This is a genomic window from Psychrobacter sp. Rd 27.2, assembly GCF_001921755.1.
Taxonomy (GTDB): domain Bacteria; phylum Pseudomonadota; class Gammaproteobacteria; order Pseudomonadales; family Moraxellaceae; genus Psychrobacter; species Psychrobacter celer.
Genome location: NZ_MRYB01000134.1, coordinates 1 through 354, shown reverse-complemented (window position 1 = coordinate 354; position 354 = coordinate 1). Strand labels below are relative to the sequence as shown.

1 protein-coding gene is annotated in these 354 nt (G+C 44.4%); it reads left to right on the top strand.

What is annotated here, in order from left to right:
* A partial coding sequence (gene cas5c / locus BTV99_RS12915; protein ID WP_075102687.1) for a type I-C CRISPR-associated protein Cas5c occupies window positions 1-354 on the top strand: 354 nt, incomplete at both ends.

The window sequence follows — 354 nt, the reverse complement described above, 5'->3', positions numbered from 1 at the left end:
ATTTGGGTTGTCGATAAAGTAAGGGTAATAAACCCGATTCGTACCCAAACCAAAGGCATGAAACCGATACGCTATCATAAAGACGGTAATGATTTGGCTTATTATACCTATCTTCATGATGTGGCTTATCAAGTGCAGGCTCACTTTGAATGGAACCTGCACCGCCCAGAGCTTGAAGCGGATCGCATCGATGGCAAGCACTATAGTATAGCTAAGCGTATGGTCGATAAAGGCGGTCGCCAAGATATTTTTTTAGGGACAAGAGAGTGCCAAGGCTATGTTGAGCCTTGCGAATTTGGTAGTGGTAAAGGCGCGTATGATGACATTGATGAGCTTGGTTATGGCCTGATGTTT